The organism is Maribacter antarcticus DSM 21422 (genome assembly GCF_000621125.1).
GTDB classification, from domain to species: domain Bacteria; phylum Bacteroidota; class Bacteroidia; order Flavobacteriales; family Flavobacteriaceae; genus Maribacter; species Maribacter antarcticus.
The window spans coordinates 192,746-219,338 of the sequence record NZ_KK211214.1 but is presented as its reverse complement, the minus strand read 5'-3'; the positions used below and the strand labels follow the sequence as shown (position 1 = coordinate 219,338).

Sequence of the window (26,593 nt, the reverse complement as noted above, 5' to 3'; positions counted from 1 at the left end):
AGGGTATATTGAGAAGGAAATTTAAGGTCTAAGAAAGCTATTTCACTTTCCTTATTGGTTGTTTTCTTTGTGCAGCTGCGATGTATCCAGAAACTCCGTAATTGTAATCTTTGGATTACCGTACAGACTGGTCTTGGCTGTGCCCTTGGAAGATAATTCAAACTTATCTATAACGTAGATGCTAGCCTCGGGGGAATCCTCAATATTGAGCAGCATAGTTTCTGCCTTAAATTCAACTGCTTTAAGTGCACTATTACCATACAATTTTGCTGTAAACAATGCTGTCTTACCCTCCATCTTTACCGAAGCATTTTCATACATGAATAAAGTATTATTTTGCCCTGTGGCATAAACCTTTGCATCTATCCTATCCTTAAAAGTAAGATTTAGAGAATCGCTAGCGACATTAAAATCTCCTGAGCTATTTTCCTTCATTTGTACGTTGATCACATCGGCTGATGCATTTAATATCAGCCTTGCTGCACCCGAGGCCTTAACATCTAAATAATCAGCGGTGATTACGTCATTCATAGTTATCAAGCCGTTACTTAAGGTTAACCCAGTTAATTCTGTATAGAACACGGTAATGTTCAATTTCTTTTTAGAAGTAATATTATAAAACGAAGAAATATACAAGGTACCGTCCGACACGATAAACTTTAAAACGTCTATCAAGTTATCATCCGCTTCGACAGTAACACGTTCTACAGAACCTTTCTGAATCGAGATATCTAAATCATCGTCAAGCTTTATCTCTGTAAAACGGGCTAGATCTTCAGTAGATACAACCACATTCCTATTACCCTTTATTTTAGGCTTTCTTTGAGCGAACGTTTGAAGACAAATACAAAACACAAAAACTACACTCAGAATTCTTTTAATATCCATACTATCATTCTAGTTAAAAAAATAACATCCTAAAGGTATTATAAAAAATACAATCTGCATTCTATTAAGATACAAGCAAAAAAAATGCCCAACTTTAAGGTTGGGCATTCCAAATACTTTTTAAAAGATATTTAATGATTTAATTCCTCTTCATCCTGTTGCAATGGTATATGTTGCGGTACAAAATCTTGATCTGGTATAATATACTCGCCATCACCATCTACCTTACTGTAATCATAAGCCCATCGGTGCACTTCTGGAATAGCACCTGGCCAATTTCCATGAACATGTTTCTGAGGCGTAGTCCACTCCAATGTATTTGAACTCCATGGGTTTTGAGGCCCTATTTTTCCGTAAAAAATACTGTAAATAAAATTTGCAACAAATACCAATTGTGCGGCCCCAGCAATCAGCGCAAACACAGTCATCAATATCTGTACATCAGCTAACTCATCAAACATTGGAAAAGCAGTATTTTGATAATACCTCCTTGGCACCCCTGCCATACCTACAAAATGCATTGGAAAAAAGACACCATAAGCACAAATCGCAGTTACCCAAAAATGGATATAACCCATGTTCTTATTCAACATCTTTCCTTCAAACATTATAGGGAACCAATGATACACACCGGCAAACAAACCATAAAGTGCAGATATACCCATTACTAAATGAAAGTGTGCTACGACAAAATACGTGTCATGTACGTTTATATCCAAAGTACTGTCTCCCAAAATTATACCTGTAAGACCCCCTGTGATAAAAGTCGAAACCAACCCTATTGAGAACAACATTGCAGGATTAAGCTGGAGGTTACCCTTCCAGAGTGTTGTTATATAATTAAAAGCTTTAACTGCTGATGGTATGGCGATTAACAATGTAGTGAAGGTAAATACCGAACCCAAGAAAGGATTCATACCCGAAATAAACATATGATGACCCCAAACAATTGTTGATAAGAAAGCAATGGCTAAAATAGATGCCACCATGGCCCGATAACCAAATATTGGTTTCCTAGCGTTCGTAGACATGACTTCAGATGTTATACCTAACGCTGGTAATAGCACAATATAAACTTCTGGGTGTCCTAAGAACCAGAACAAGTGCTCGTATAGAACAGGAGAACCTCCCTGGTAATGCAAAACTTCTCCTTGAATAAATATGTCCGAAAGGAAAAAAGAAGTGCCAAAACTTCTATCCATAATTAACATCAACGCCGCTGAGAGTAAAACAGGAAAAGAAATAACTCCTATTATAGCTGTTACAAAAAACGCCCAAATGGTCAGAGGCAATCTTGTCATAGACATACCCTTAGTCCTGAGATTGATTACCGTTACTATATAATTCAAAGAACCCAACAAGGAAGATGCAATAAATATAGCCATTGAAGACAACCATAAGGTCATTCCTAAACCAGATCCTGGTTGTGCCATAGGCAATGCACTCAAGGGTGGATATATTGTCCATCCAGCAGCAGCAGGTCCTGCTTCCACAAAAAGAGAAATAATCATGATGACGCTAGCAACAAAAAACAGCCAAAAGGAAACCATGTTAAGAAAACCTGATGCCATATCGCGAGCACCTATTTGAAGCGGAATTAGTAAGTTACTAAACGTACCGCTCAATCCTGCTGTTAACACAAAAAACACCATAATAGTTCCGTGCATTGTAACCAAAGCCAAATACACATCTGCATCCATTATTCCGTCAGGAGCCCATTTACCTAAAAAGGTGTCAAAAACTAAGAATGCCTCTCCGGGCCATGCCAATTGCATCCTCATCAACAAGGACATTGCAATTCCTATAAAACCCATAACCAAGACACCTATAATTAGGTATTGTTTGGCAATCATTTTATGATCTTGACTAAATATATACTTCGTTACAAAGGTATCTTTGTGATGGTGGTGTTCCTGCTCATCATGAGCATGATCATCTACTTGTGCTGTTAATGATGACATAATCTTTTTCTTTTTAATTCTCTTTTCTAGCTTCTTTTTTTTTATTCTTCTTGCTTACTCCGTCATAGAGACGTCATCAACCGTGTTGAATGTTGGTTGTTCATCGTCCTTAAAAACAGTTTCTGCAAAAGTAGTCTGCTCAGAAATCCATTTAGTGTATTCCTCCTCAGTTTCTACTATTATTTTCATCTGCATATTATAATGGGATCTTCCGCAGATTTTATTACATAGCAATATATAATCAAATTCCCATGGGTCAAGTACCTCGCCTGTCCTTAACGATTTTTCAGCCCGTATAATATTCGTTCTCTTCACCTTATCTACAACATCCGAATTTTGGCGCATCTCCTCTGTAGTGTAAATAGGCGTAAAAGAAAACTCCGTAGTCATCCCTGGAACACAATTCATTTGCGCCCTAAAGTGCGGCATGTAAGCAGAATGCAAGACATCTTGAGATCGCATCTTAAAGTTCACTTTTCTACCTACAGGCAGGTGTAACTCTTTTACGATTACATCATCAAAGGCGTAGGAATCCGCTTCATCCAGACCCATAACATTTACACGGTCAATATCAATCAATCTTACATTAGCGCCTCCCAAAACATTATCATCCCCTGCATATCTCGCCGTCCAATTAAATTGCTGTGCGTATAGCTCTACAATCAACGGATCGTCTTCATCATTAATATCCATAATATTTGTCCATGTATACAAACCCCAAAGGATTAATCCTGCAAGCACAATTACCGGAATGATTGTCCAAATAAATTCTAACCTGTCGTTATCTGCATAGAACAACGCTTTTTTTCCTTTCTCACCCTTATACTTATATCCAAAATAATATAACAACGCTTGTGTAATCGTTTGAACAATAAAGATGATAATCATGGATACCAACATCAGATTATCCACTTCAGCCCCATGTTCAGAACCGGCTGTCGGTAGCAAAAACTTTGCGTATTTAGCAAAACTAAATATTGTAATACCGTAAATAAATACAAGAAAAGCAAAGAGCATATAGCCGTTATACTTATTGTCCTTATCTGTGGCAATTTGAGTATTAACCTTTTTAACCTGAGACAGCTCAAATATTTTGGTCAGTTGCCAAACAGCAATTGCCACGAGTACTAAAACAACTAAAATTAATAATGTAGACATTGTATGATTTAATATTTTACTTTAAACTTACTAATAATGAAAGTGCTTACTTTCTTCTATAAACGGATTTCTCTTTGGCTGCAACGGTGCTTTAGTAAGCGCTCTAAAGACCCAAAAGATAAAAAATCCTGCAAAAAACAATACCGAACTAATCTCGGGAATACCAATATACCACTGGTCGCCGACTGTTGCAGGCATGATTGCCACAAATATATCCAAATAATGTCCTGCAAGTATAACAACACCTGCCATCACAACAAACCAATTTACGCGTTTGAAATCACTATTCATAAGTAATAACAACGGGAATAAAAAGTTCATAACAACCATTCCGAAAAACGGTAATTTATAATCATTTATCCTTGTTACGTAATATGTTACCTCTTCTGGAATATTAGAGTACCAAATAAGCATATACTGGGAGAACCATAAATAGGTCCAAAAGATGCTAATACCAAACATGAATTTTGCTAAGTCATGTATGTGACTATCATTTACATCTTGAAGATATCCTTTGGATTTTAAGTATATAGTAACCATTGCAATTACCGTAATCCCGGAAACAAACATACTCGCAAAAATATACCATCCAAATAAGGTACTGAACCAATGAGGGTCAACGCTCATAATCCAATCCCAAGACATAATGGATTCTGTTATCAAATAGAATACCAAGAAACCTGCTGAAATTCTAAAGTTCATCTTAAAGTTAGAATCATCGCTAGATTCATCTTGTCTTAGCGACAGCTTTCTAGAATACTCACGGTATGCAATCCAACCTGTTAAGAAAAAAACAGCCCTAATTAAAAAGAACGTTGGGTTAAGGTATCCAGATTTAGCCTGGATTATTTCATCGTGTGCAACCACCTCGGCATCCATCCAAATAAATAAATGGTTCATGTGCAATGTCGAAAGCAACAAAATTACAAATACCACAATCCCTCCTGGAACCAAATACGCGGTAATGCCTTCCATCACTCTAAACAATAGTGGAGACCAACCCGCCTGAGCGGCACGTTGAATAGCATAAAAAGCCAGTACCCCAAGTGAGATCATCATGAAAAAGAAAGCAGCTATGTATAATGCCGCCCAAGGTTTGTTTTGAAGCTGATGAAGCAAGTGTTCGTCGTGCGATGCATCATGACCTTCATCATGCGTTCCCGCTGCATGTGATACATCCTCAGCATAACCTTCGTCGTCATGCGCCGCAACCATTGCTTTTGCTTCTTCCACGGTGGAAGGGGCCATTACAAATCCACCAACAATTCCTAATAGGCCTACAGCCATCAGAATTATGGAACCAATTTTTAGTCTGTTTGAAAACGTGTACATAGTATTTCTTAGCTATTATTTGGTTAAGTCTTGTTTTAGCTTCATCACGTATTCAGAAACCTGCCACATCTCTGTTGTATTCATCTGCGATGCATAAGAACCCATAGAATTTAGACCATACTGAAGGGTATGATATGTTGACCCAACGTTGATATTACGCGCTGCATCAGCATAACTTGGAACTCCTAATATTTTTTCCATTTTCACCAATGTCCCCTGCCCTTTACCTTTAGATCCGTGACAAATTGCACAATACACATTATATAATTCTTTACCTATTTCTAAATTATCCACTACGATGATAGTATCAAGTGGACTTAAATTCAATCTAGACAGCTCCTTCCCCTCCATTGTATTTTCAATACCGTAAGGTAGCCAACCCCTATTTATTGTATTGGCTGGTGGCAACATAGCTTGTGCACCTTTGGGTAAAAAATCCACCTCTTGGTACGTTTCGTACCCTACAGGCTCGTACATGTTAGGCATGTACTGGTAATTACGCTGAGTATTGTTTTTACACGCCGCAAAAGCTAATATCAAAAATGTTAAAATTCCTATTTTCTTAAAACTGTTCATATTTAATGACTGTTTTTTTCTAATATATTTATCTCTACAGCTCCAGTATTGGCTAATAAATCTTTAAGGTCCTGTTCATTACCCTGAATTTCTATCTCCATTAAAAAATGGTCGTCGGTAGTTCTCACATCTGGATTCTCCGCTTTTTTAAATGGCCATAACCTACTTCTTAAATAAAAAGTAATTACCATTAAATGTGCTGCAAAGAATATGGTAAGCTCAAACATAATTGGAACAAAAGCTGGCATATTTTCTATATAACTAAAGCTGGGCTTACCTCCAATGTCCTGTGGCCAATCTTCTATCATGATATAATTCATCATTACAGTAGCAACCGCAAGTCCCACACATCCGTATAGAAAGGAAGTTACGGCAAGCCGTGTTGGTGCCAATCCCATTGCTTTATCCAAGCCATGCACTGGAAAAGGACAATAGACCTCTTCTATACGAAATTTAGCTGCTTTCACCTTTTTAACGGCAAGCATCAATACATCGTCATCATCGTAAAAAGCATGTATAACTTTAGATGCCATAATTATTTATTATTATTTAATAATAGTATTGCCTGACCTGCCCAATCATCGCGCTGCGCCCTTCCGGGGAACGTCCCTGTAATAGAATCCAATAAGTTATATTCTCTCTCAGTCATCTTAGCTACTTGGGAGAACGTGTAAATTCCTATTTGATTCAATGTTGCTTCCATCTGTGGCCCTATACCCTTAACCTTTTTAAGGTCATCTGCTGTGCCTTTAGTTGCATCGAATGTTCCAATACTACTTAGCAGTTCGGAGAGGACTTGGTTGTCATCCTTTTCTGAAGCAACCTCTCCCTTTGTTGCTTCCTTAACAATCTCATTGACTACCGTTTTATCGTGCGATATTTGATACAAAGGCTGTCCTGCATCTCTTAAAGCTTTATATTTTCCTCCAGATGCCTTCAATATAGACTTCACCTCTGCCTGCGCGATTACTGGGAAAGTTCTAGCATACAACAAGAATAATACAAAGAAAAACCCTATCGTTCCAATGAAAATACCAATATCTACAAATGTTGGTGAAAACATAGTCCAAGAAGATGGTAAATAATCTCTATGCAACGAAGTTACAATGATTACAAAACGCTCAAACCACATTCCTATATTCACCACAATGGAGATAAAGAAAGAAAACATAATGCTAGTTCTTAATTTTTTAAACCACATAAACTGTGGAGAAAACACATTACAAGTCATCATTGACCAATAAGCCCACCAGTATGGACCTGTGGCTCTATTCAAAAATGCGTACTGTTCGTATTCTACTCCTGAATACCACGCCATAAACAATTCCGTAATATAAGCACACCCTACTATGGAACCTGTAAGCATGATTACGATATTCATTAATTCTATATGCTGTACGGTAATGTATGCTTCCAAATGACACACTTTTCTCATGATAATCAACAAGGTATTCACCATCGCAAACCCTGAGAAAATAGCACCTGCAACAAAATAGGGAGGAAAAATTGTTGTATGCCATCCAGGAATTACCGAGGTAGCAAAGTCAAAAGATACAATAGTATGTACTGAGAGCACCAAAGGTGTAGCTAAACCTGCCAAAACCAATGACACCTCTTCAAAACGTTGCCAATCCTTAGCTCTACCACTCCAACCAAAACTCAGTAGACCGTAAATTTTCTTTTGGAAAGGCAGTACCGCTCTATCACGAATCATTGCAAAATCAGGTAACAAACCTGTCCACCAGAACACCAATGAAACAGATAGATATGTTGATATTGCGAATACATCCCAGAGCAGCGGCGAGTTAAAGTTTACCCACAACGAACCAAATTGATTAGGAATAGGTAATACCCAATACGCTAACCATGGTCTACCCATGTGAATAATTGGAAACAAGCCCGCTTGGATAACTGAGAATATGGTCATTGCTTCTGCCGAGCGGTTAATGGCCATTCTCCACTTTTGACGGAACAATAGTAAAACCGCAGAAATCAAGGTACCGGCATGCCCAATACCTACCCACCATACAAAGTTAGTAATATCCCAGGCCCAGTTAACCGTTTTGTTCAATCCCCAAGTACCAATACCTGTGGAAACTGTGTAAATAATACATCCTACTCCCCATATAAATGCAATCAGTGCAATGGAAAAAACTATCCACCAATGCTTGTTAGCTCTTCCCTCGACAGGAGCAGCAATATCGACGGTTACATCGTGGTAGCCTTTGTTACCGAGTACAAGTGGTTTTCGTATAGGAGCTTCGTAATGCGACGCCATAGACTTTTGTTATAATTACTTTCTAGTATTATTATGCTTCGTTGGTATTTCTAACTTTTACATGATAGAATACGTTAGGTTTTGTACCTACATATTCCAAAAGATGGTACATCCTATCACTCTCCTTGAGCTCCGCAATTTCACTTTCCTTGTCGTTGATGTCTCCAAAAACAATAGCACCACTGCTACATGCCATAGAACAAGCGGTTTGAAACTCACCATCTTCTATAACACGACCATCTCGCTTGGCATCTAAAATAGTCTTTTGCGTTTTTTGAATACACATAGAACATTTTTCTATAACCCCTCTGGAACGTACGTTTACATCTGGATTCAATACCATTTTCCCAAGATCATTGTTCATATGAAAATCGAACTCGTCATTGTTATTATACAAGAACCAGTTAAACCTTCTCACTTTATACGGACAGTTGTTGGCACAATATCGTGTACCAACACATCTATTATATGCCATTTGATTCTGACCTTGTTTACCATGCGCCGTTGCCGCAACAGGACAGACCGTTTCACAAGGAGCGTGATTACAATGTTGACACATTACAGGCTGAAAAACTACTTGTGGATTATTCGCAGGATCTTCCAACTCACCAAACCCACCAAGAGAACCGTTATCCCCTATAAGACCGTCAAAACCTTCTTTTTTGTTTACATCTTCTTCAAATGTATCTTCAGAAGAATAATACCTATCGATACGCAACCAATGCATATCCCTAGACTTCCGCACCTCTGCCTTCCCTACTACAGGAACATTATTTTCTGCGTGACAAGCGATAACGCAAGCACCACACCCAGTACAGGAGTTTAAATCAATGGACATATTAAAATGATGCCCTATAGACCTATCAAAACTATCCCAAAGATCTACGGAAGAAGCAGGAACCTCTTGGTGATCCAAGGATACCTGAGGAACTTCGTTCCACTCTGAATGGTCCTTTGTATTGAAAATTTCAAGTGTAGTTTCTTTAATAATATCGTTACGCCCCATAAGCGTCTTATGCAGCTGAACGCATGCAAACTCGTGATTTCCAGCAGCTTTCTCAATCTTAACTGTTTGATTGGCACTCATTCCATCGTACAACAAAAAGGCGTTTACACCTGTTTGCATATCTTCCTTCATTCCAACCTTCTTACCATACCCAAAAGACAAACCTACAGAACCATTAGCCTGACCTGGCTGAACAATTACAGGAACGCGCTGCAATGTAACACCGTTTACCGATAAGTTCACATAATTACCATCCATTCCACCATCCGCAACATTCACGTTGGCTACGTCAAGCGCTTCTGCATCAGTCTTAGAAACAGTTACATAATTATCCCATGCAACCCTTGTAATAGGATCTGGAAACTCTTGCAACCAAGGATTATTCGCTTGTTGACCATCACCCATACCCACTTTAGAATATAACGTAAGCTCCACACCATCAGTGGTAGCGTTCGCCAAACTACGCAATGCAGAAGTCGTAGGCAAGGCTTCAACTGCCCCATCCTTTTCCACAACAGCTCCCATTAAAGCAGTAGCATCACCAACAGTTAGGGTTGAATCACTAAACACACCGTCTTGTAATGTTTGGCCCCAGTCGGCACCGTTTAAAACAGTACTAGACCATGTCTCCTTAATATAATCGTAATATGTTTTATCACTTCCCGTCCAACTCAAAATAGCGGTTTGCAATTGTTTTGTATCGAAAAGTTCTTGAATCGTGGGCTGCATTAACGAATAATGACCTTTCTTTATCTCAACATCTCCCCATGATTCTAGATAGTGGTTAGAGGCCGCTACATAATCAACATTCTCTGTAGTTTCGTTCCAGTTCGTTGAAAAGGAAACCGATAAATCTACCTTATCCAGACCTTCCTTAAAATCCATCGCATTTGGCAAAGAATATATAGGATTAACTCCATCCATTATCAAAGCACTAACCTTACCAGCCTTCATATCAGCAATCAAAGCATTTACCGCTTTTACATTACCTTGCCTGATATATCTAGGAGCAGCAGCATCAAAGGCAGTACTTCCTAACATTTTATTTATCGCCAGAACAACCGCCTGTGCATTTACGTCATCAAGTCCAGTTACTACTGTGGCATTTGCACCGGCTTTCTTAACCTCCATTGCCAACTGATCAACTATCGCTTCATATTCAGAAGTATTACCACCTACGGATACGCCACTAAGTTTCCCATACAACTTAGCCAATATTACTTTTTGTGCCGTAGGTTTTAATGGTATTCTCTTATCTGCATTCGCTCCAGTCAAGCTCATATTTGCTTCTAACTGAACATGACGGGACATCTTTCCTTTCTTTGGAACCCTGCCTCTTGCATAACCACTATCAAATCCACCACCCTGCCAATCAGAAAGGAAGTCTGCACCGAAGGAAACTATAAGATGTGCTTTTTCAAAATCATAATCAGCCAAAGCTCTCTCCCCATATGCATTTTCAAATGCAGTTAGCGCCGCATCTTCAGAAATAGCGTCGTAGGTTACGTGACTTATATTTTCATTACTAGACTTTAATTCAGACATCAATCTATTGGTAGAAGGACTAGCATAGGTTTGCGTTAAAAAGACTAGCTTTTTACCATTGCCTAGCCCACTCATTTTACCCTTCACAGCAGTATCCAAAGCATCCCATTCAACAGGCTCACCATTAGCCATTGGCCCTTGCAACCTAGTACTGTCATATAAGGAAAGTACAGATGCCTGTATTCTAGCATTAGCACTGCCATTGACCTTTGCTAAGGTGTTATTCTCTATCTTAATGGGGCGACCTTCCCTTGTTTTTATTAAAATACTAGCAAAATCGAACCCATTTGCAATGGTAGTTGCGTAGAAATTGGAAACCCCAGGAACAATATTCTCTGGTTGTACTACATAAGGAATAGACTTTATGACCGGACCTTCGCAAGCTGCCAACGAAGCAGCAGCGGTGCTAAACCCAACGTATTTTAGAAAATCTCTTCGGTTTGTATTTGTTGTAGACAAGGTTTCCTTATCCCCTAAGAACTCTCCAACAGGAATCTCCTCTACAAACTCGTTCTGTCTTAGCGCTTCAACAACGGAATCATTAGGATCTAACTCCGCTTCGCTTTTCCAATACTTTTTGTTTGATGACATAGGTATATCTGTAATTAGCTTCTTAAATTATTAATAGTGACACTTTCCACATTCCAGACCACCCATTTGAGCAACCGTTAAATTATCTACACCATACTTCTTGGAAAGCTCAGCATGAATTTTTTCGTAATACTCGTTCCCTTCAACCTTTACATTAGTTTCACGGTGACAATCGATACACCAACCCATAGTTAATGGAGAGTACTGGTACATAATTTCCATCTCCTGAACAGGGCCGTGACATGTCGTACAGTCTACGCCACCAACGGAAACGTGTTGTGAGTGATTGAAATAAGCAAAATCGGGAAGATTATGTATACGCACCCATTCAACTGGCTGACTTTCCCCTGTATACGTCTGATTCTCTTCATCCCATCCAACAGCTTTATATAACTTCTTTATCTCTTTCGTATAAAACTCATTAGTGTAACCATTTGCTAAATCATCTGCTGTAGGACCCTCTGCGGTCCCGCTATACTCATATATGGATTTATGACAATTCATACATACATTCAATGAAGGAATCCCCGAATGTTTAGAAACCCTAGCGGAAGAGTGGCAATATTGACATTCTATCTTATTGGTACCCGCGTGTATCTTATGTGAATAGTGTATGGGTTGAATCGGAGCATATCCTTGATCTATACCAATCTGCATCATCCACCCGTACGCGAAATAAGCACTACCCAACAAAAACAATATTGCGGTAACCAGAACCAGGAATTGATTTTGAGCAAATGCCTTCCAAATTGGAGTTCGCTTTACCGCTTTCTTCTTTTCCACAACCACGCCGTTTGCCTCCGCAATACGTCGCAGTGTAATATTCACTAAAACCAACATCATTACCAATAGTCCAAAAACAAGAACTAAGGCACCTAATACAATTTCATTAGAAATACCCCCAGAGGCAGCACCAGCAGAAGGAACAACAGCAGTAGCGGCAACAGCAACGGGCGCCGGCGGTGGAGCGGCAGTATAGGCCAATATATTATCAATATCTGCATTTGAAAAGGTAGGAAACGCCGTCATTGCCGCTTGGTTGTACTCTGCATAAATCTTATTTGCGTAAGCATCACCAGATTTAATCATACCCGCAGGGTTCTTAATCCAGGCATACAACCATTCCTTTTCCAGACCTTCCTCTTCAGCTAAACGCGCTTCCACATTTGCTAAGGCTGGACCCGTCATCTTACGATTCAAGGCATGACATGCAGCACAATTTTGTTTAAACAAAGCTTTTCCGGCGACAGGATCTCCAGAACCTTCAGCAACCTCTTCCTGAGCGCTTGACGCAACCGAAAAAAGCAGAAAAAATACTATACTGAAGCCTAAAATTTTAGAAAACTGATTTAGGTATATAACCTTTTTCATATATAAAATATTTCACTCAAATTCTTGGCACGGTTATAGGCAATTATAAATATAATAACAACAACCAACCTAATGCCTGAACTGGATACAAAAATACGACATAGACTTTATTTGAAAAAACCTTAATCTATTTATAACTTATAATTTATAATTATTCTAAATAAAAGCGAACGCACTGGATTTGCAGCTCAAAAAAATTACATTTGCAACATGCAGATAACCATATTATTACCCTTATGAAAAAAATAATTTACATCTCTTTTTGTTTTGCAGTCACTTATTTAAGTTCTGCACAAGAAGCTCAAGTAACTATAGAACAAGACAAAAAAATAGAAGCGTTATTAGATTTGTATAGGTCTGCGTTAAAAACTTCGGATTATTACAGGATTCAAGTTGGATTTGGATCACATGCACAAGCGGAACGCATTAAAGCGAATGTAGAAGAAGATTTCCCGAGCCTTGCTTCTAAAATTGATTTTGACTCGCCTACCTATCGCGTTAGAGTTGGCAAGTTCAAAACCAAGATGGAAGCCGAACGTAAATTCAACGAGGTACGGATGAAATATCCGAATGCAATGTTACTTAAACCAAAAAAATCGGCCAATTAGGCCGATTTTTATTATTCGTTTCTTCTATTTATTTTGATTTCAGTTTTTTCTTTACAGCTACTTCTTGGAAACCTTCAATCACATCACCAACTTGTATATCATTATAGTTCTTCACTTGAAGTCCACAATCATAACCTTTAGCAACTTCCTTAGCGTCGTCTTTGAATCGTTTTAAAGAACTGAATTCCCCCGTGTAGATTACGACACTATCCCTAATCAAACGAATATTGGAATTTCTAAACAACTTACCTGTAGTCACCATACATCCTGCAATAGTTCCTATCTTGGAAATCTTAAATGTCTCTCTTATTTCCGCGGTACCCGTAATCTCCTCCTTCATTTCAGGAGATAGCATGCCTTCCATAGCATCTTTAAGGTCGTTTATCGCATCGTAAATTATAGAATACATACGGATATCGATTTCTTCCTTCTCAGCAATAGATTTAGCGTTACCCATTGGCCTAACATTAAATCCGATGATAACAGCATCCGAAGCAGACGCCAATAGTACATCAGACTCCGTAATAGGTCCAACCGCTTTGTATATAATATTTACCTGAATCTCGTCTGTAGAGAGTTTCTGGAAAGAATCAGTCAACGCTTCTACGGAACCATCTACATCACCTTTAAGTATAATATTCAATTCCTTGAACTCCCCTAAAGCAATACGTCTTCCGATTTCATCTAAGGTAATATGACGTTGGGTTCTTACCGATTGCTCACGTTGCAGTTGCGATCTTCTTGCTGCTATTTGCTTCGCTTCGCGCTCATCTTCCAAGACATAGAACTTATCCCCTGCTTGTGGCGCACTATCCAATCCTAGAATAGAAATTGGTTTGGATGGTCCTACTTCAGAAACAGATTGCCCTCGCTCATCTTGCATGGCCTTTATCTTACCGCTTGTAGTACCTGCCAGTACATAATCCCCTATTTTTAAAGTTCCTGCCTGTACAAGAATGGTAGAAACATACCCCTTACCTTTATCCAAAAACGCTTCAACAACCGTTCCTGTGGCCGGTTTGTCAGGATTCGCCTTCAATTCTAACAACTCAGCCTCTAAAAGTACTTTTTCCAAAAGTTCTTTAACACCTGTACCAGTTTTAGCAGAGATATCATGGGACTGTATTTTACCACCCCAATCTTCTACCAATAAGTTCATCTGCGCTAAGCCTTCTTTAACCTTTTCAGCATTTGCCGTAGGTTTATCAATCTTATTTATAGCGAATACAATTGGTACACCCGCAGCCTGTGCATGACTAATAGCCTCCTTAGTCTGGGGCATAATGTCATCATCTGCAGCAATAACGATAATAGCAATATCAGTTACTTGTGCTCCCCTTGCACGCATAGCGGTAAACGCTTCGTGACCAGGTGTGTCTAAAAATGACATACTTTCACCATTTTCTAAGGTAACACCATATGCCCCTATGTGCTGTGTTATACCACCGCTTTCTCCGGCAATAACATTTTCCTGTCTAATATAATCTAGTAGTGATGTCTTACCGTGATCCACGTGTCCCATTACAGTAACAATTGGAGCCCTAGGTTTCAAATCCTCTGGTGCATCCTCTTCTTCAACGATACTTTCTTCGATATCAGCAGTAACAAAATCAACCTCGTAACCAAACTCCTCTGCGACAATGGCCAAAGTTTCGGCATCCAGACGCTGGTTCAAAGTCACCATGATTCCCAAAGACATGCAAGCAGAAATAATTTCGGTAGTGGAAACATCCATCATGGTAGCAACCTCGCTAGCAGTAACAAACTCTGTCACCTTAAGGACCTTGTTTTCTAATTCTTGTTGCTCTAGGTCCTTTTCTGTTTGCTCCCTATGCTGATCTCTCTTACTCCTTCTATATTTGGCACCTTTACCTTTCTTGGACTTACCTTGTAGCTTTTCAAGAGTTTCACGTACTTGCTTTTGAACATCTTCCTCAGTAGGCTCTACTTTACTTACAGTTGCTAAACGTCTAACGACAGGCCTCCTATCGCCAGTACCAGTAGATGGTCTAGCTCCAGGACTTGTCTTCGTGTTTTTACTTACAATACGTTTTCTACGTTTCTTTCGATCCGTGCTATCCGTTTTCCTGTCCTCTTTTTTCTTAGGCTTTTTAAACTTGGACAAGTCAATCTTATCGCCCGTTATTTTTGGACCTGACAATTTTTGATATTGTGTCTGCAAGGTTTTTGGCTCATCGGGACTTTCCTCTGCTACCACATCAGATTCCTCCTTAGCTACCTCAACAGGCTTTGATTTTTCTGCAGTCACTTCAGGGGTTTTAACCTCGACCTCCTCTTTTACAGGAACATCCTCTTTTTCTATGACCTCTTTTTTCGCAGGAATTTTCTCTTTCGCAAGAACTTCCTCTTTTGCAGGAACCTCCTTTTTCACAGGAACTTCCTCCTTTACATCAGGGACAACTACTTCCTCTTTAACAACCTTCGCTGCTTTAATTGGCTCTATAGTTTTTTCCTTTGGTGCTTCTTCTGCCTTCTTCTTCTTAGGATTGAGGTCAATTTTGCCGACCATTTTCGGTCCCGGAAGCTCTACCTTTGTATTGATAACCCTCTCAGATTCGGCATTTCGTTTTTCACGGACAAGTCTTCTGGCATCCTGCTCTTGCTCGAGCTGAACCCGTATAGCCTCCTTTTCCTTACGCTTTTCCTCTCCTACTTCTTTGGATGCCACTTTCTTACTCATATCCGTCTGAAAGCCATCAAGTAAAACCTGATAAACCTCATCGGATATCTTAGTTGTAGGCCTAGCATCTATCTCATGTCCTTTACTACTAAGAAATTCCACGGCCCTGTCCAAGGAAATATTAAGTTCACGCAGAACTTTATTAAGTCTTATTGTTGCATTGTCTGCCATAAATACTGATTCCCGTTCTTTATTCTTGTGCTAATATATAGCTAATCTTCTAATTCTTCTTTGAGGATACGCACAACTTCTACAATTGTCTCTTCCTCTAAATCGGTACGCTTTACCAAATCGTTCACATCTTGTTCCAAGACGCTTCTGGCTGTGTCCATACCAATTTTTTTGAACTCCTCTATAATCCAAGCATCGATTTCATCCTTAAACTCAGTCAATTCTACATCTTCTTCAACGCCTTCTCGGAATACATCTATCTCATATCCAGTCAACTGACCAGCCAATCTAATATTATGACCTCCTCTACCTATAGCCTTAGAAACCTCTTCAGGCTTAAGATACACTTGAGCAGTCATTTTCTCATCGTTCAACTTTACGGAGGAAACCCTTGCCGGACTCAAGGCTCTAGTTACTAATAATTGCGGATTTGCCGTCCAGTTGATTACATCTATATTCTCATTACCCAACTCCCTTACAATACCATGAATACGCGAACCTTTCATTCCCACACAAGCACCAACAGGATCAATACGATCATCATAAGAATCAACCGCTACCTTAGCTTTCTCACCAGGAATACGAACTACTTTCTTGACCGTAATTAAACCATCAAACACCTCTGGTATTTCTTGAAAAAACAATTGTTCCAAAAACTTTGGAGAACTTCTAGACATAATAATTGAAGGCTTGGCACCTTTTAACTCTACACTTTCTATAATACCGCGGACATTATCACCTTTTCGGAAAAAATCAGAAGGAATTTGTCTGTCTTTAGGTAAAATAATCTCGTTCCCTTCGTCATCTAATAAGATAATCGCTTTATGCCGTATGTGATGAACCTCAGCCGTGTATATTTCACCTTCTAACTCTTTGAAATGTTTGTAAATGGTGGTATTATCATGTTCATGGATTTTAGAAATCAAATTCTGACGTAGCGCTAAAATAGCTCTCCTCCCTAAATCTATAAGCTTTACCTCCTCAGAAACATCCTCACCTACTTCAAAATCTGGCTCTATTTTTTGGGCTTCAATCAATGAAATCTCTTCGTTTTCATCCTCAACTTCACCATCCTCCACAACAGTTCGATTACGCCAAATCTCCAAATCCCCCTTATCCGGATTTATGATAATATCGAAATTATCATCCGAACCAAACTTCTTTTTTAACGCATTTCTGAAAACATCTTCCAAAATCGCCATAAGCGTTACCCGGTCTATAAATTTATCATCCTTAAATTCCGAGAAAGATTCTATTAACGCAATATTTTCCATTTATACTTTGAAATTAAAATTTTAATACAACTTTTGCTTTATTGATTTCAGAAAAATTAATTTCTTGCCTTTTTTGCACGGTAACCTTGCCCTTACCAATAGGCTTGGGCTCCCTTGCCTTCCACTCCAGAACAATATGCCCTTCCTCCACCGCTATAAGACTGCCTTCATAGGTAGTAGTTTCCGTTTGAACCTCTAACTTTCTACCAATATTTTTCCTATACTGCCTCGGCAATATTATCGGCGACGAAGCACCTGCAGATGCCACCTCCAAGGCAAAATCTTCTTCTTCCCTATCTAAATTATGCTCTATGGCACGGCTTATTTTAATACAATCGGTCACTGTAACGCCGTTATCACCATCTATAACAACTTTTATCTTATTGTCTGTACCCACTACAAAATCTATTAAAAAAAGAGAATCATCTTCTTCCAATCCTGCATCCAATAAAGATTTAACCTTACTCTGTAACATAAAAATAGTTTCTACATCAACAACATGAATACTGATAAAGTAAATTTTTTCTAATAAAAGAGGGGACAAATTGCCCCCTCATGAATACTTCAATATTCTTTCAGTGGTGCAAATATACAATAAATTTGATTTCTACAATAGCGTATACTCTCACAATTAAATGATTTAACAATACGATTAAATTCTTCCGTTTATTTTTAACCGCACTGCAACCAACTTTTACATCTTTTAGACCTATTTTTAAACACGATAACCTTTTTTAAAATGAATCAAATGGACATTCTATCGTCTTACAACCTAATCATTGAAGCATCTGTAATTATTATTCTTTCTTTTTGGTTTAACGGTATTTCCAAAAAAACTAATATACCATCCGTACTAATGCTTATCGTTTTAGGCATCATCTTGCAATATGTCTTAAAATACTTTGTGCCAGAAGCGTTAGATTTCTCTGGAGGACTAGAACTTTTGGGCATCATTGGGTTGATAATGATTGTACTAGAAGCGGCATTAGAGCTAGAACTCAAACGCGAAAAACTGGTGCCCATCTTAAAATCAATGGCTGTAGCATTATTAGGGCTTTTAGGTTCCGCTTACGCGGCAGCCCTTATTCTAAATTACTTCATCCCAGAAATGAGCATGCAATCTGCATGGCTATACGCCACACCCCTATCTATACTTTCAAGTGCGATTATCATTCCTAGTGTAAGCGGTCTATCCGAGCCTAAAAAAGAGTTCCATATTTACGAGAGTACGTTTTCCGATATTATGGGAATTATGATGTTTTATTACTTAATTGGCGGCCTAGACCCAGCAGAAGACGGTGGCATTGCAGGTTTTGCTGGCAATTTGGTCTTAACCCTCGTCATAGGACTCATTGCCAGTTACGCTATTATCCTAATTTTCCAACAAATAAAGAGTCAGGCTAAACTATTCTTATTAATTGCCGTCCTTCTTTTACTTTATGCAATCGGCAAAAAACTCCACCTCTCCTCGTTGATTATCATATTAATTTTTGGGCTGGTGATAGCGAATGTTAAATTATTTTTTCCTGGTAAAATGGCCGTTTTCCTAAAGCACGAGAAAATCAATCAAATTTATCATGAACTTCATATTATTACTTTAGAAACCGCTTTTGTAGTGCGCACGTTTTTCTTTGTAGTTTTTGGATTAAGTATCGTCATTACATCGCTTTTCAACTTTAATGTTGCCCTAATTAGCTTATTGATTATCGCATCTATCTATGCGATACGCTTTGTAATCCTTAAGGTGTTTATAGGTTCAGATATTCTACCACAGCTATTTGTAGCGCCAAGGGGCCTTATAACCGTTCTATTGTTTTACGCCATACCCGAAGCGGCACAAGTGGCTAATTTTGAATCGGGAATTTTATTGTTCGTGATTATTTCTACCAGTCTAATTATGACATGGGCAATGATTAAAGATAAGAAAAAAATGAATACTCTTTTGGATGAAATTGACGAAGAATATGCGAAAAAGAATGAAGCAGAAGATGTATTACGGGCGCAACAAGTGTCTGAAAACTTACCTGACGAACTCTTTACTGATAAGGACTCCGCTAATGAAAACGACTCCTTGCAGTAACCATACTCTTAAGTTCGCTATAACAGGCTAAATAATTAGTTTGTCGCAGTAGAAACAACTCCTGTATTTGACTGCTTTGTAAGTTCATTAAGACCTACTTTGGTGCTACTAATACTGTCCACTTCTTTTCTAAACCTTAAAATCATGAGCGTATCCAACTCTCTTTCAATACTGTCCTGTATCAGCTGCCAATTTGCAGCGCTCATAGATTTATTGAACTCAGTTATTTTATTAAAACGTTCCAAATTATATCTGTTCGCCTTCCACGCATGTTTGGTGCTTTTTTGGTGCTCTTTGTCTTGGAGATAAATACCTACCACAAAACCTACTACTACTAATGCTAGTAAAATTTTGAGATGCTTTGCAGTCAATTTCATAAGTAGTATCTTTTTAAATAGCAATAAAGCTAATAGTTACTTTAATTAAAAAAGCTTCCGTTCCGTTCAATCTTTAGCTCAGTTACAAAAGGCAATATACAAAATATCTAATTTGACCGACAAGATTCACGGCAACAGTACACATTATGTCGTTAAAAACTTACAAAAAGTTCTAAAAACTAATTTATTTCGGTTACAAGTGATACGTAATTACAAAAAAAGTAAATCCAAGTCAATAAATGAGTAATTCAATCTTATAGCTGCATTTATCAAGACAAAACACTTCAACTTTTCAATTTGACGTGCTAACCTCCTCGCAATAATACCTTTAAAAAAGCAAAAATCCCAATATCAAAATGACATTGGGATTTACTTTAAAACTTCTGTTGGCCCACAAGGACTCGAACCTTGAATGTCGGTACCAAAAACCGGTGTGTTACCAATTACACCATGGGCCAATCTCTGGATGCGAAACACAAGTTTTGCATTCGAGGGTGCAAATTTAAAACAAAGTTTGGTTTGCACAAACTTTTTTTAATACAATAATCTAAAAAACCGATTAGCAGGCCTGTTAAAGGTTTATAAAAATTGTAGTCTGTTATCTATTTTAATTAGTAAATTCGCCCTTAGCTTTAATTAGGGTTACATGTTTTCAAAGAACTTTCAGAAGTGGGACACCCTCCTCGGGTGGGCCGTATTTTTTATTGCATTTATTACTTATTTCATTACCGTAGAACCGACTAACAGTTTTTGGGATGCGGGGGAATATATTTCTACGGCAGCTAAGTTACAAGTCGGGCACCCACCGGGAGCTCCTTTGCTACAGATGATTGGTGCCTTCTTTGCTATGTTCGCTTTTGAGCCTAGTCAAGTAGCCATGATGGTGAATTTGGTTTCAGGTATATCAAGCGCTTTTACCATATTATTTATGTTCTGGACCATTACTAATATCACCCAGAAATTAATGGATACCGACGAACAACTCACCAATAGTAAAGCGATAGCCGTTTTAGGAAGTGGGCTAATAGGGTCTCTAGCATTTACCTATACAGACAGTTTCTGGTTTAATGCTACTGAAACAGAAGTGTACGCCATGGCCAGTTGTATTATGGCGCTACTGCTCTGGCTAGGGCTTAAATGGACAGACAACTTAGAAGACCCAAGAGGGAATAGATGGATTATCTTAATCTCCTATGTTGTGGGACTCACTTTTGGAATTCAATTTATGGGCTTTTTAGCCATTCCTTCCATAGGACTACTTTATTACTTTAAAACGTACAAAACCACAACAGTAAAGAATTTTCTGCTTGCCAATCTCATTGTCATTGGCATACTAATGTTGGTTTATAAATTTTCTTTAACCTACGTCTTAGTACTATTTGGTTGGGGAGAAGTGTTCTTCATTAACAGCATGGGGCTCCCGTTTAACTCGGGTTCTATCTTTATTGGTGTTCTATTTATTACGGCCTTTTATTTAGGCCTTCGCTACACTAGAAAGCACAATTACAAAACGGGCAATACCATAGTTTTATGCCTAATGTTCCTTTTTCTTGGATTCTCTTCCTGGATCATGCTACCCATACGTGCGAACGCCAAAGTAGTCATCAATGAGAACAACCCGTCTGATGCAAGGGCGCTTTTGGCCTATTACAACAGGGAGCAATACCCTGGTGTGGATAGTCCCATTTACGGAAGTTACTACTCAGAGATGTTCGCTTCCCAAGGTGAAGAACGTGATGGAAAACCCAAATACGAAAAAGACCATACCTTAAATAAATATATCATTGTAAATAAGTACAAAAACGCCGATATAGGACCAAACCCGGAACACCAAGGCATTCTACCAAGAATGTGGAGCTCCCAACATGCCGAAAACTACATGCGCCACTTTGGCCCACTGGACTTCAGAATTACTAAACCTAATGAGGAACTTAGAAATGCAGTAAACCAGATTAAAACAGGTTTCGCAAACGGAGAAATAGACGCGGACCAGTACATTAGCTTTCTAAAACGTTTTGAAGATTTTATTGAAGTAGAACCACCATCGGTTTGGGACAATGTAAAATACATGTTTGAATTTCAGTTCAATTATATGTACCTGCGCTACTTCATGTGGAATTTTGTCGGAAAGCAGAATGATGTTCAAGGTCGATACAATAACAATGGAAACTGGCTAAGCGGTATTAAGTTTATCGATAGCTGGCGTTTGGGAAGTCAATACAATCTCCCCAGCGAAATTGAAAATAATAAAAGTAGAAATACCTATTTCTTTTTACCATTACTACTAGGTATTATTGGTCTGGTTTTTCAAATTTCAAAAAATCCGAAGCAATTTTGGGTTCTGTTGATTTTCTTTCTATTTACGGGACTTGCCATTCAGTTCTATACCAACCCCTATATCTTTCAACCTAGGGAGCGTGACTATTCCTTAGTGGGTTCTTTTTATGTGTTCGCTATTTGGATTGGCTTAGGAGTCTACGGACTTTTTGATGGGTTTAAGGACTGGTTGAAGCCAAAGATACTGGCGCCAGCAGTCGTTGTTATTTGCTTATTAGCCGTACCCACAGTAATGGCGGTGCAAAACTGGGACGACCATGACCGCTCTGGAAGATTTACTGCAAATGCATCTGCAAAGGCATATTTGGATTCGTGCCAAGAAGATGCAGGTGCCATTTTATTCACCATAGGTGACAATGATACATTTCCGCTCTGGTACGCCCAAGAAATAGAAGGCTACCGCACGGATGTGCGTATTGTCTGTACTAGTTTGTTCGAGACGGATTGGTACGTAGACCAAATGAAGCACAAAGCTTATGAGAGTGACCCTATCCCTTCGCAAATAGAACATAAAAAATACCGCCAAGGAAACAGGGACGTACTCTATTTTCAAAAAGCGACCGATAACAGATGGGCTATTAAGGACTTTATGAACTGGATCGATAGTGACAAACCACGGACCAAGCTTAAGTACCTATTTGAGCAAAACGGACAAGACGCGAACAACTACGATGAAAATACGCAAAACATGGTCTACTACCCTACCGATAAAATCAGGGTGCCCGTAAACAAAAAAAACGTTATGGAAAGTGGACTAGTGAAAGTCAAGGATTCTGCCCTTATCGTAGATTTTATAGATATTGACCTCCCAGGTGCTATTACCAAGAAAAATATGATGATGTTGGATATTCTTGCCAACAATGATTGGAAAAGACCTCTTTATTTCTCCGGTGGAAGCTTTGACGATGCCGAATTCTTGTGGATGAAAGACTACCTTCAATTAGATGGCATGGCCTACAAACTGGTTCCCATTAGAACGGAACGCCCCAATTCCTTTGAAATGGGTAGGATTGATACTGATTTAATGTACGATATAGTTACTAAATGGGACTGGGGGAATTCTGGAAGCACCGATATTTATCACGACACGCAAACCCGCATTCAAAGTGTATCCTACAGGTCTAATTTAGCGCGGTTGATGGAAGCGCTGATCAGAGAAAATAATATAGATAAGGCAAAAGAGGTGATTGAAATCTCCTTGAACAATATGCCGGTAGATCAGTTTGGTTACTATACCCTTGTGGAGCCTTTTGTAGATGGCTACTACAAAGTAGGCGAAACGGAAAAGGCACGGAATCTGTTTGATAAGTTAAAAACAGTGTACCAAGAACGTTTAGAATACTATGCTGGTACAAATCTGGACGAGCAGTACAGTAACATTGATGAGATTATTGCTGACATGGAAGCCTATAGACGCAACATAGACAACCTAATAAACAATAACGATCGCGAAGTGGCCGAAAAAGAAACACTCATATTCAATGAGTATATTGATAAGTTCCAACACTTTTATAAAGATGAAGACGACTTTGAAATGCCTGAAACTACTTCGGAGGCTAATCCTGATATCAAACAAGACACCATTAAATTGGATGCCACAAAAACAGATGCCTTAGAGGACACTGCAGGAACCGCTCCAGCAAACTAAAAATATAATTTTAGAGCCCTAGGGTAATTACAAAGACCAGTACTCACAATAAATTACAGATACACTATTTAGACATTAGCCCAGATTTTATGCTAGCTGAAACACGAAACAAAATGCAACATACTTGACAATGCATTCTTATTTATCGTTTGTTTTCTTTGGGAGTAGGTGTATTGAAATCATGAGATTAGACGCCTATAATCTGTCTTGTTTAGAGCATGTCACATATAAATACATAGTGTAGTAAGCGTACGTTGATTTCTGTAGTTACGCGTATTCGCTCAAAATCCCTATGAGCGTATTGGCATCTTGCTCCCCACTTTGGCGCCAAACCATCTCTCCTTTTTTGTAAATCATTAATGTTGGCAATCCCTTCACGCGAAGCGCTTGGGCAAGCTCTTTATTTTTATCAACATCAATTTTTATCACTTTACCCTTGTCACCCAAAGCCGCAGCTACCTCTCTTAAAACAGGATGCATTGCAGTAGACTGTTCGTTCCATTCCGCATAGAAATCCAACAGAACAGGAATATTCAAATCTATGAGTTCCCCAAATTTAGACATATGACAAGCTTTACTTTAAGAATCAAATGTAGTAAAAAATGTTAAAATAGAATTGCTTACTACCTTTTAGTACACTTGTCACCAGGTTAAAATCATGTTAACGACTTTTTTTTTAAGGTAATCACCGTTATTTCAGGCCAAATACCTACCCTGCCAGGGTATCCTAAAAACCCAAAACCTCTGTTCACGTTAATAAATTGTCCTTGTTCCTTGTAAATTCCCGCCCACTGCTTATAACGCCATTTCACAGGACTCCATTTTATCCATCCAGGTATTTCGATACCGAACTGCATCCCATGGGTATGTCCACTTAGGGTCAAATGAAAGTGTTTTTCATCTGGCACGACTTCCGCTTCCCAGTGTGATGGATCGTGACTCATTAATATCTTAAAATCTTGTTCCGATATATTGGAAACAGCCTTTTGTAAATCTCCCGCTTTCTTAAAACCTCCCTTACCCCAGTTCTCGACACCTACAAGTGCAATTTTATCTTCGCCCTTGGTTAAGTACCTATGCTCGTTCAGCAATAAATCAAAGCCCATCTCTTTTTGTAAGTCCTTTAAATCCTGTAAGTTTTGATTTTTAAGCTCCGGTGTTTCCCATGGAATATAATCGCCATAATCATGATTACCCAACACGGAGTATTTTCCATCTTTTGCTTCTAAAGTAGTAAACAAATCCGCCCAAGGTTTCATTTCTTCCGTCATATTATTGACCATATCCCCCGTAAATAAAATGGTGTCACTTTTCTGTTGATTTATCAACGACACTCCGTATTCTATCATCTTTCGATTATCAAAGCTTCCACTATGAATATCGGATATTTGCGTAATTCGATAGCCATCAAAAGCATCAGGAAGATCATCAAATTCAAGAGTATACTTTAATACTTTAAAATTATATTTTCCTTTATACATCCCGTACAACAATGCACCAAATGGAATAGCTGCCAAACCAAGGGCAATAGCACTCAGAAAACGCCTACGCTGCGGCAGTGAAAACGCTCTAGACGAACCAAACATCTTTTCATATCCACCAGAAAAAATTCTAAAAATATCCTCGGAAAAAAGAAAAATAATAGTGATCAGCTTAAATGTGAGTATGGTAAGTAAAAATCCAAAGGCGTAACTTTTAGGAACACTAAGTACTCTTCCTTCCTCTTCGCCTGCAGTGAACTGATAGATAAAATTAAAGGCAACCGCAGCAGCAATGGCCATATAGAGATAGTAAACCCATGGTTGCCGCGCCACTGTTTTTAAAGCCTGAAGCACGTAGACGCTAAGGATTGCGTAAATAATAACAAATAATATCCAACGTAGCATAGCGCTTTTTTTTACAAAGGTATTTTTAGAAACCCAAACAACTGCTATTTTCTGTTTTATTTTACGGCTTTAACTACAGCTGTCAAGATTTCCAAATTGGAGACCGCTATTCCGTTATCAAATAAAAAAGAAGAAGAATTCATAGGAACTTTCGGCTCAACCTCCAAGGTTTTACAAAATCTAGCCGCAGATAAGTGTAGGGCCTTAAAGCCTTTTCGTTTAAATTTGGGTGCATTATTTTGGTTGATTCCAGAGCCAGGCATAATCACAACATTTTGGGTTTGCATTTGAAGTTTTATTAATAATTCCATTCCTAACACTGCCGAAGTTTGTTGACCTGAACTCAAAATAGTGGCTACACCCAAATCGGCTAACTGCTCTACAGCAAGAACAGGATCGTTTACCCAATCAAAAGCCCTGTGAAAGGTGAACGTTAAATCGCCGGAGGCAGCAATTAATTCACGTGTGCGATCTACATCCAAAGAACAATCAGGATGGAGTACTCCTGATACAATTCCATTAAACCCCAATTCCCTACATAGCTCAATATTGGTTTTCATAATTTCAAATTCATCACTAGAAAAAGTAAAATCTCCACTCCTAGGGCGTATCAGGACATTGACAGGGATTTTTATTTTATCCCGAACCGCCTTTAACAATCCATAGGATGGCGTTATACCACCGACGGCTAATTCTGAACATAGCTCAATACGGTCAGCGCCTGCTTCTTGGGTATTTAAGGCAGATTGCAAGGAATTGGCACAAACTTCTACAAGCATATTGTTATATTTAGACCCCTAAAAGT

General features: G+C 38.7%; 19 protein-coding genes and 1 tRNA gene. 3 read left to right on the top strand and 17 right to left on the bottom strand.

The window, feature by feature from the left end:
- Window positions 1-51 precede the first annotated feature (51 nt).
- The 9 genes from Q360_RS23815 to Q360_RS0117390 all read right to left on the bottom strand — a co-directional run bounded on the left by Q360_RS23815 (window position 52) and on the right by Q360_RS0117390 (window position 12,706).
- Window positions 52-888 (bottom strand): GIN domain-containing protein, encoded by an 837-nt coding sequence (locus Q360_RS23815; RefSeq protein ID WP_036196272.1) that lies wholly within the window; start codon window positions 886-888, stop codon window positions 52-54.
- Window positions 889-1,019: 131 nt separating this feature from the next.
- Window positions 1,020-2,849, bottom strand: a complete 1,830-nt coding sequence (locus tag Q360_RS0117425) for a cytochrome c oxidase subunit I (RefSeq protein WP_036196270.1) — start codon at window positions 2,847-2,849, stop codon at window positions 1,020-1,022.
- A gap of 54 nt (window positions 2,850-2,903) precedes the next feature.
- Window positions 2,904-4,007, bottom strand: a complete 1,104-nt coding sequence (locus Q360_RS23810) for a cytochrome c oxidase subunit II (protein WP_036196267.1) — start codon at window positions 4,005-4,007, stop codon at window positions 2,904-2,906.
- Window positions 4,008-4,037: 30 nt separating this feature from the next.
- Window positions 4,038-5,339 carry a hypothetical protein gene (locus tag Q360_RS0117415; RefSeq protein WP_027078214.1) on the bottom strand — a complete coding sequence of 434 codons (1,302 nt, stop codon included), beginning with the start codon at window positions 5,337-5,339 and terminating at the stop codon, window positions 4,038-4,040.
- A gap of 15 nt (window positions 5,340-5,354) precedes the next feature.
- On the bottom strand, window positions 5,355-5,915 hold the full coding sequence (locus Q360_RS0117410) for a c-type cytochrome (RefSeq protein ID WP_027078213.1): 561 nt from the start codon (window positions 5,913-5,915) through the stop codon (window positions 5,355-5,357).
- Between the two features lie 2 nt (window positions 5,916-5,917).
- Entirely contained in the window at window positions 5,918-6,448 is a 531-nt protein-coding gene (locus tag Q360_RS0117405) for a DUF3341 domain-containing protein (protein WP_027078212.1), read from the bottom strand.
- Window positions 6,449-6,450: 2 nt separating this feature from the next.
- The gene (nrfD, locus tag Q360_RS23805) at window positions 6,451-8,193 is read right to left on the bottom strand and encodes an NrfD/PsrC family molybdoenzyme membrane anchor subunit (protein WP_084273497.1); all 1,743 of its coding nucleotides are present in this window, start codon (window positions 8,191-8,193) and stop codon (window positions 6,451-6,453) included.
- Between the two features lie 31 nt (window positions 8,194-8,224).
- Window positions 8,225-11,335, bottom strand: a complete 3,111-nt coding sequence (locus Q360_RS0117395) for a TAT-variant-translocated molybdopterin oxidoreductase (protein WP_027078211.1) — start codon at window positions 11,333-11,335, stop codon at window positions 8,225-8,227.
- 30 nt (window positions 11,336-11,365) lie between these two features.
- Complete coding sequence (locus Q360_RS0117390) at window positions 11,366-12,706, bottom strand: cytochrome c3 family protein (protein WP_027078210.1); 1,341 nt, start codon at window positions 12,704-12,706, stop codon at window positions 11,366-11,368.
- Window positions 12,707-12,942: 236 nt separating this feature from the next.
- On the opposite strand from Q360_RS0117390, the gene Q360_RS23800 reads away from it, so the two are divergent.
- Window positions 12,943-13,314, top strand: coding sequence for an SPOR domain-containing protein (locus Q360_RS23800; RefSeq protein ID WP_036196380.1), 372 nt, complete (start codon window positions 12,943-12,945; stop codon window positions 13,312-13,314).
- Between the two features lie 28 nt (window positions 13,315-13,342).
- Here Q360_RS23800 and infB read toward each other — a convergent pair whose 3' ends face one another.
- Genes infB through rimP form a run of 3 tightly spaced genes read right to left on the bottom strand, consistent with a single transcriptional unit; the run spans window position 13,343 to window position 17,935 of the window.
- Window positions 13,343-16,186: a translation initiation factor IF-2 gene (gene infB, locus Q360_RS0117380; RefSeq protein WP_027078209.1), complete on the bottom strand. Its 2,844-nt coding sequence runs from the start codon at window positions 16,184-16,186 to the stop codon at window positions 13,343-13,345.
- A 41-nt stretch (window positions 16,187-16,227) separates the two neighbouring features.
- Window positions 16,228-17,460 (bottom strand): transcription termination factor NusA, encoded by a 1,233-nt coding sequence (gene nusA, locus Q360_RS0117375; protein WP_027078208.1) that lies wholly within the window; start codon window positions 17,458-17,460, stop codon window positions 16,228-16,230.
- A 13-nt stretch (window positions 17,461-17,473) separates the two neighbouring features.
- Window positions 17,474-17,935, bottom strand: coding sequence for a ribosome assembly cofactor RimP (gene rimP, locus Q360_RS0117370; protein ID WP_027078207.1), 462 nt, complete (start codon window positions 17,933-17,935; stop codon window positions 17,474-17,476).
- Between the two features lie 273 nt (window positions 17,936-18,208).
- On the opposite strand from rimP, the gene Q360_RS23795 reads away from it, so the two are divergent.
- Window positions 18,209-19,540 carry a cation:proton antiporter domain-containing protein gene (locus Q360_RS23795; protein WP_036196379.1) on the top strand — a complete coding sequence of 444 codons (1,332 nt, stop codon included), beginning with the start codon at window positions 18,209-18,211 and terminating at the stop codon, window positions 19,538-19,540.
- A 35-nt stretch (window positions 19,541-19,575) separates the two neighbouring features.
- Here the strand turns inward: Q360_RS23795 and Q360_RS23790 are convergent, their stop codons facing one another.
- Entirely contained in the window at window positions 19,576-19,917 is a 342-nt protein-coding gene (locus Q360_RS23790) for a hypothetical protein (protein ID WP_156950159.1), read from the bottom strand.
- A 386-nt stretch (window positions 19,918-20,303) separates the two neighbouring features.
- A tRNA-Gln gene (locus Q360_RS0117355) sits at window positions 20,304-20,375 on the bottom strand.
- A 188-nt stretch (window positions 20,376-20,563) separates the two neighbouring features.
- Here Q360_RS0117355 and Q360_RS0117350 point away from each other — a divergent pair.
- Entirely contained in the window at window positions 20,564-23,902 is a 3,339-nt protein-coding gene (locus Q360_RS0117350) for a glycosyltransferase family 117 protein (RefSeq protein WP_027078206.1), read from the top strand.
- Between the two features lie 267 nt (window positions 23,903-24,169).
- On the opposite strand, the gene Q360_RS0117345 is transcribed toward Q360_RS0117350, so the two are convergent.
- From Q360_RS0117345 to Q360_RS0117335, 3 genes are all read right to left on the bottom strand, one after another.
- Window positions 24,170-24,466 carry a thioredoxin family protein gene (locus tag Q360_RS0117345; RefSeq protein WP_027078205.1) on the bottom strand — a complete coding sequence of 99 codons (297 nt, stop codon included), beginning with the start codon at window positions 24,464-24,466 and terminating at the stop codon, window positions 24,170-24,172.
- 92 nt (window positions 24,467-24,558) lie between these two features.
- Window positions 24,559-25,788 carry a metallophosphoesterase gene (locus Q360_RS0117340; RefSeq protein WP_027078204.1) on the bottom strand — a complete coding sequence of 410 codons (1,230 nt, stop codon included), beginning with the start codon at window positions 25,786-25,788 and terminating at the stop codon, window positions 24,559-24,561.
- 56 nt (window positions 25,789-25,844) lie between these two features.
- Window positions 25,845-26,567 (bottom strand): copper homeostasis protein CutC, encoded by a 723-nt coding sequence (locus Q360_RS0117335; protein ID WP_027078203.1) that lies wholly within the window; start codon window positions 26,565-26,567, stop codon window positions 25,845-25,847.
- Window positions 26,568-26,593 lie beyond the last annotated feature (26 nt).

Excerpts from the sequence above, each read along its gene's own strand:
- rimP (WP_027078207.1), bottom strand. The coding sequence starts at position 17,935 with ATGTTACAGAGTAAGGTTAAATCTTTATTGGATGCAGGATTGGAAGAA.
- Q360_RS0117390 (WP_027078210.1), bottom strand. The coding sequence starts at position 12,706 with ATGAAAAAGGTTATATACCTAAATCAGTTTTCTAAAATTTTAGGCTTC.
- infB (WP_027078209.1), bottom strand. The coding sequence starts at position 16,186 with ATGGCAGACAATGCAACAATAAGACTTAATAAAGTTCTGCGTGAACTT.
- Q360_RS0117340 (WP_027078204.1), bottom strand. The coding sequence starts at position 25,788 with ATGCTACGTTGGATATTATTTGTTATTATTTACGCAATCCTTAGCGTC.
- Q360_RS23795 (WP_036196379.1), top strand. The coding sequence starts at position 18,209 with ATGGACATTCTATCGTCTTACAACCTAATCATTGAAGCATCTGTAATT.
- Q360_RS0117335 (WP_027078203.1), bottom strand. The coding sequence starts at position 26,567 with ATGCTTGTAGAAGTTTGTGCCAATTCCTTGCAATCTGCCTTAAATACC.
- Q360_RS0117345 (WP_027078205.1), bottom strand. The coding sequence starts at position 24,466 with ATGTCTAAATTTGGGGAACTCATAGATTTGAATATTCCTGTTCTGTTG.
- Q360_RS0117410 (WP_027078213.1), bottom strand. The coding sequence starts at position 5,915 with ATGAACAGTTTTAAGAAAATAGGAATTTTAACATTTTTGATATTAGCT.
- Q360_RS0117350 (WP_027078206.1), top strand. The coding sequence starts at position 20,564 with ATGTTTTCAAAGAACTTTCAGAAGTGGGACACCCTCCTCGGGTGGGCC.
- Q360_RS0117415 (WP_027078214.1), bottom strand. The coding sequence starts at position 5,339 with ATGTACACGTTTTCAAACAGACTAAAAATTGGTTCCATAATTCTGATG.
- Q360_RS23810 (WP_036196267.1), bottom strand. The coding sequence starts at position 4,007 with ATGTCTACATTATTAATTTTAGTTGTTTTAGTACTCGTGGCAATTGCT.
- Q360_RS0117425 (WP_036196270.1), bottom strand. The coding sequence starts at position 2,849 with ATGTCATCATTAACAGCACAAGTAGATGATCATGCTCATGATGAGCAG.
- Q360_RS0117395 (WP_027078211.1), bottom strand. The coding sequence starts at position 11,335 with ATGTCATCAAACAAAAAGTATTGGAAAAGCGAAGCGGAGTTAGATCCT.
- Q360_RS0117405 (WP_027078212.1), bottom strand. The coding sequence starts at position 6,448 with ATGGCATCTAAAGTTATACATGCTTTTTACGATGATGACGATGTATTG.
- Q360_RS23815 (WP_036196272.1), bottom strand. The coding sequence starts at position 888 with ATGGATATTAAAAGAATTCTGAGTGTAGTTTTTGTGTTTTGTATTTGT.
- Q360_RS23790 (WP_156950159.1), bottom strand. The coding sequence starts at position 19,917 with ATGAAATTGACTGCAAAGCATCTCAAAATTTTACTAGCATTAGTAGTA.
- nrfD (WP_084273497.1), bottom strand. The coding sequence starts at position 8,193 with ATGGCGTCGCATTACGAAGCTCCTATACGAAAACCACTTGTACTCGGT.
- nusA (WP_027078208.1), bottom strand. The coding sequence starts at position 17,460 with ATGGAAAATATTGCGTTAATAGAATCTTTCTCGGAATTTAAGGATGAT.
- Q360_RS23800 (WP_036196380.1), top strand. The coding sequence starts at position 12,943 with ATGAAAAAAATAATTTACATCTCTTTTTGTTTTGCAGTCACTTATTTA.